This is a genomic window from bacterium, assembly GCA_035703895.1.
In the GTDB taxonomy this organism is placed as follows: Bacteria; Sysuimicrobiota; Sysuimicrobiia; order Sysuimicrobiales; family Segetimicrobiaceae; genus Segetimicrobium.
On the sequence record DASSXJ010000261.1, the window covers coordinates 1 to 5,313 of the forward strand.

Sequence of the window (5,313 nt, forward strand, 5' to 3'; positions counted from 1 at the left end):
CTGGGCGCGGGAATTGAAACCGAGCTTGTTGAGAATACTCTGAACGTGCCCCTCCGCCGTGCGCTCAGCGATTACCAGGCGCGACGCGATCGCGCGGTTGGACAGGCCCTGCGCGACTAACGCCACCACCTCCCGCTCGCGGGCCGTGAGCGGGTCCGGCGTTGTGCCCGATGCGGGTTCAGGAACTGCGGCGGCCGGCGCGAGGGCATCGTCGACGGCCTCGTCCAGCGTCATGTCGTGGCCACTCCTCCACGCCGAGGCGAATGCGTCATCACCCAACCGCGCCCGCACGGAGGCCGCCGTCTGCTCAAAATCCGCATGCTCGGCCGGCTCGAGGTGAATGCCCGCTGTTCTCAGCAGCGCATCCACGGCGCCGAGCAACCTTGCGACCCGCTTCGGCTGCATATCTGCCGTCCGCGCGGCCGCCAAGCCCGCCACGCCCATGAGTACGGCGGGCGTCCGCTTGAGATCCCGCGCCCGGATCAGGCTCTCCCGGAAGAGCGCCGCCGCTTCCTCTGGGGCGCCCTGGTGCAGCCGTACATAGGCGAGGTTGTGGAGGACGTGCACGAGGCCGCGAGGGTCGCCGGCCTTGCCGTAGAGTGTCATTGCCTGCTGCGTCAACACGGCTGCCCGCTCGTAGTCACCCCTGCTCCGTGCGATCTCGCCAAGGCAGTCGACCGAGTTGGCGACTCCCGCTTCGTCCCCCTCGGCCTGGAACAGGGCCACGCTGCGCTCCATCATTTCCGTGGCGCGGCCGTAGTCTCCGCGCGCCTGGACGACATGGGCCAGAAAGTGCAACGCTTGGGCGCTGCCTCGCCTATCGCCGTGCTGCTCGGACAGCGTCAGGCCTTCAGTGCACAGCGTCAACACGCGCTCATAGTCGCCCTGCCGATAGGCGAGGACTCCCGCGCCGTTGAGGGCCCGGGCCCGGAGCAACGACGAGGCCGCGCCCCCCTTTGCCAGCATCGCCTCTAACCACATGCGCCCCTCAGCATAATACGCGCGCCCTTCCCAGAATCTTGGAAGCGCCGCGGCCAGCCGCAGTCCCCTCTCTCCGCTGTCGGTCGACGCCCCGCACCACTCGAGAGCCGCCCGGAGGTTGTCATGTTCCGTGTCAAGCCGATCCAGCCAGATTTGCTGGTCGGGTCCGCGTAACTTCGGCTCAGCGCGTTCTACTAGGGCCAGGCACCAGTCCCGGTGCCGCGTGCGGGTCCGCACAGTCTCGCCCGACTCCTCCAGCCTCTCCCGGCTGTACTCCCGTACCGTCTCCAGCAGTCGGTACCGCGCCTCCAGGCCCTGTGTCTCGGCGACAGCGAGGGACTTGTTCACCAGCTGCGCCAGCAGATCGAACACCTCATGCGTCTCCGCGCCCTTCCCTGCACATACTGCCTCTGCCGCTTCCACGGTAAAACCTCCGGCAAACACCGAGAGCCGGCGGAGCACGACGCGTTCGTTCTCCGAGAGCAGATGGTAACTCCAGTCCATCGTGGCGCGCAGGGTCTGATGCCGCGACAGCGTTGTCCGGCCGCCCCCCGTCAGAAGCCGGAACCGGTCATCAAGGCGTAACGCGATCTGCTCGACCGTGAGCACCTTTGCGCGGGCCGCGGCCAGCTCGATCGCCAAGGGGATGCCGTCCAATCGAGTGACCACTTGGGCGACCGCCGAGGCGTTGTCGGGCGTCAGCGTAAACCCGGGGTGGATCAGGGCCGCCCGCTCGACGAACAAGCGCACCGCCTCATACCGTCGTAGATGTTCCGGAGGAGGAGGATTGCGGGGGTCTGGGAGCGAGAGCGACGGCACGATCCGTACGGTCTCTCCGGGGATATCCAAGGCTTCCCGGCTCGTCGCCAGGATCTTCAACGAGGGACAGGCAAGCAAGAGGCGCTCGGACAGTGTCGCGCAGGCCGCGAGCAGGTGCTCGCAGTTGTCGAGGACGAGCAGGAGGGTCTTGGCACGAAGAGCATCGACCAGCGTCTCCACCATCGGCCGGCCCGGTTGCTCGGGAACATCCAGCACCGAGGCGACCGTCTTCGGCACCAGGGCGGCGTCGGTCAGCGCGGCCAACTCCACAAACCACACCCCGTCGGGATGCCCGTCGAGCACGCTCACAGCAACGTGGAGCGCCAGTCGCGTCTTGCCGGCCCCGCCCGCTCCGGTCAGCGTCACGAGACGGGCCGTCGCGAGCAGACGCTTCACCTCCACAATCTCGCGCTCCCGCCCGATAAAACTCGTGAGGTGGCTCGGCAGGTTGTTGGGCAGTACATCCAAGGACCGCAGCGGAGGGAACCCAGTGAGCAACCCAGCGGCCACTACTTGGAACAGGTGGTGGGGCCCGGCGAGGTCTTTGAGCCGGTGCGCCCCGAGATCGCGCAGGCTCGCCCCCTCCGGCAACCTCTCGGCCGCGAGATCCCGCGTCGTTTGGGAGAGGAGGATCTGCCCTCCGTGCGCCGCGGCACAGATGCGGGCGGCACGATGCACGTCCATACCGACGTAACCGGACTCTGTGCCGAGCGCCTCGCCTGTGTGCAGGCCCATCCGCACCCTGACCGCGGCATTCTCAGGCCAGGGATGGCGGCTCATGGCCCGCTGCGCCGCCACCGCCGCCGACAGCGCATCTCGCGCGCGAGGGAAGGCGATAAAGAATGCGTCCCCCTGCGTGTCGACTTCACGCCCGCCCCACTCCTGGATCGCGGCGCGGATCAGTGAGCGATATGCCCCCAGGATCTCCACATAGCGGTCACCCGTCTCCTGCAAGAGACGGGTCGAGCCCTCGATGTCGGTGAAGAGAAAGGTGACCGTCCCTGTCGGAAGATGAGCCATGCACGGCCTCCCAGCCGCTCGTCACCCGGCGACGTTCGGCGGCAATGAAGGAGCCTCCTGGAGCGCAAGGGACCGCGGCTCTTGCCGGGCTAGACGGTCTCGATATCGATGAGGGCGTGCTCGGAGAAGATCCGCAGGTAACGGCGCATGAAGGCCTCGAGCGGACCGGGGCGGCTGATCCAGGACGCCATCTCGCCGAGGAGGCGCCAAGGAAGGACGAGCACCCCGCGCGTGGCCCAGAGCAAGGCGCGGTACCGCCGTTGCTGACGCACGACGAGCGCCCGATAGCGACCCTGGGCCTCGTCAAGGCTGAGGCGCCCGTCCAGGACCATCCGGATCAGCCGGCCGCTCGCCCGGCCCGCCCACACCGCCGTCCTGATCCCCTCGCCGGTCAGCGGCAGACACTGGCCGCCGGCATCACCCACGATGAACACGCCATCCAGGATTGGGGGGCGCAGATCGGCGCCCAGAAAGCCCCCGTGGAGCGGGCCCCGGGGCATGCCGAGCCGATTCAGGAGCGCCTCGAGACCGGCCTGCAGTTTCGTCCTCCCGCGGTAGCTGAGCAGCCCGATCCGTGTGACGCCGCCCGCGGGGAACGCCCAGGCATACCCATCGCGAACGATCTCGGGCCCGAAGTAGAAATGGAGCCCATGAGGAAATCCCGAGGCGACCTCGGCCTCGAGCCCAAAGTAGTGCGGGGCAGGCCGGCCGGCTTTGGCGAGCACGGCCCGCCAGCCGGTGCAGTCGACCAGAATTCGGCTCTGGATCTCTCCCGACGACGTCACGACGGTCGACCCGCGTCGGTCGAGCACGGACGCGCGAACCACCCCGGCATCCGTGCCCGCCAGGGCATCGATGCAACAGCGGCGGTAATCGAAGGTACAGAAGGGCTCGGGAAGCGCCCACCGGATGTCACGCCCGGGCATATGCAAGATTACCGCGTCGTGGCGCTCCTGAATCGCATTCCGCGCGCCGAGTGATGCGATTACGCCTTCTGGCGCGCCGCACGCGGAGGTCTGTCCGTCCCCGACCGGGACAGGATCCACGAGCACGGCGTGGGCGCCGACCTCTCGAGCCACGGCAAGTCCGGCGAACGACGCCCCTGCGATGACGACCTCGGCATGCGGGGGCGCAGGGCCACTATCGTTCAGGAGCATCGAGGCGGGACCGGCCGCCCTGTTATTCCTCCCAGACATTGCCCTCGCCAAACATTTGCTCGAGTTCCTGGTGATGCCCTTCGGCGTCGCGCAGGCGAACGCGGGCGGGGACGATGTGCTCCTCGCCCCGGTCCGTGACGACGTGCACGCACACCTGCCGCTCCCCCGGATGGTCGAGCAGGTACCGCTCGAGTTGGTCAATCTCCTCGCGGGTCGTCACCCGGATCCGGAGCGGGGGGCGGGCGGTACCATCGGAGGCCCCGTTGCCGTTCCCGGCATGCCTGGGCGCGGCCATGCCCTGGTCCTGGGCGTCGCCGTTCGAAGCGACCGGGTCCGGAGAGGGCGGCAGCGGGAGCACTTCCTCGCACAAGAATTTGGCGTCCTGCTCCTGGATATCTACCTTGCCGCGCAGGAGGACCACCGCGTCGCGCTTCAGCGCAAACCCCTGCTGCTCGTACACCCGGGGGAACACGACCACCTCGACGCTCCCGGTCAGGTCTTCGAGCGTCAGGAACGCCATCGAGGATCCCGAGCGTGTGATCGTGCGCTTCACGCTGCTCACCAGCCCGCCGACCACCGCCTCCTTCCGATCGGGGAGGTCCGGCAGGTGGGCGAGTTGCACCGTCACGCGCTGCGCGAGCACGGGCTGCCACCGATGCAGCGGATGATCGGAGATGTAGAGCCCGAGCATCTCCTTCTCCATGGTGAGCAACTCTTCGCGGCTGAATTCGTCCCCCGCCGCGTCCGGAGGTGGGGCCGGGGCTCCCGCGTCGCCGCCGAGGTCGAACAGGCCGGTCTGGCCCTGGGCCCGCACCCGCTGCGCCCGCTGGGCATGCTCCATGGTCTCATCGAGGGTCTGCAGCATCTTGGCGCGGGCCTCCCCAAGCGAGTCCAGCGCCCCGGCCTTGACCAGGCTGGCGACCACCCGCTGATTAACTTGCCGGGTGTCCACCCGTGTGCAGAAATCCGCGAGGCTCACAAACGGGCCGCCCGAGGCCCGGGCGGCGATCATCGAGTCGACGGCGGTGACCCCCACGTTGCGCACCGCGGCCAGCCCGAAGCGGATCGCGTCTCCCTCGACGGTGAACGACGCCGCGCTCCGATTGGCATCGGGAGGGAGGATCTTGATCCCCATGCGATGGCATTCCGCTACGGATTGCGCCACCTTTTCGGCGTTGCCGGCGTCGCTCGTCATCACCGCCGTCATATACTCCGCCGGGAAATGCGCCTTCAGATAGGCTGTGTAATACGCGATCAAACCGTAGCAGGCGGCGTGCGCCCGGTTGAACCCATATCGAGCAAACGGCTCGAACTGCTCGAAGATCTGATCGACGAT

At 68.0% G+C, this 5,313-nt stretch carries 3 protein-coding genes; all 3 read right to left on the reverse strand.

The genetic code is table 11. The annotated features are described in order from the left end of the window. Positions 1-2,820 (reverse strand): tetratricopeptide repeat protein (locus VFP86_17325; protein ID HET9001404.1); only part of this gene is annotated, 2,820 nt, incomplete at its 3' end. Between the two features lie 89 nt (positions 2,821-2,909). Then, positions 2,910-3,977: a hypothetical protein gene (locus tag VFP86_17330; protein ID HET9001405.1), complete on the reverse strand. Its 1,068-nt coding sequence runs from the start codon at positions 3,975-3,977 to the stop codon at positions 2,910-2,912. A 22-nt stretch (positions 3,978-3,999) separates the two neighbouring features. Next, positions 4,000-5,313 (reverse strand): OB-fold nucleic acid binding domain-containing protein (locus tag VFP86_17335; protein HET9001406.1); only part of this gene is annotated, 1,314 nt, incomplete at its 5' end.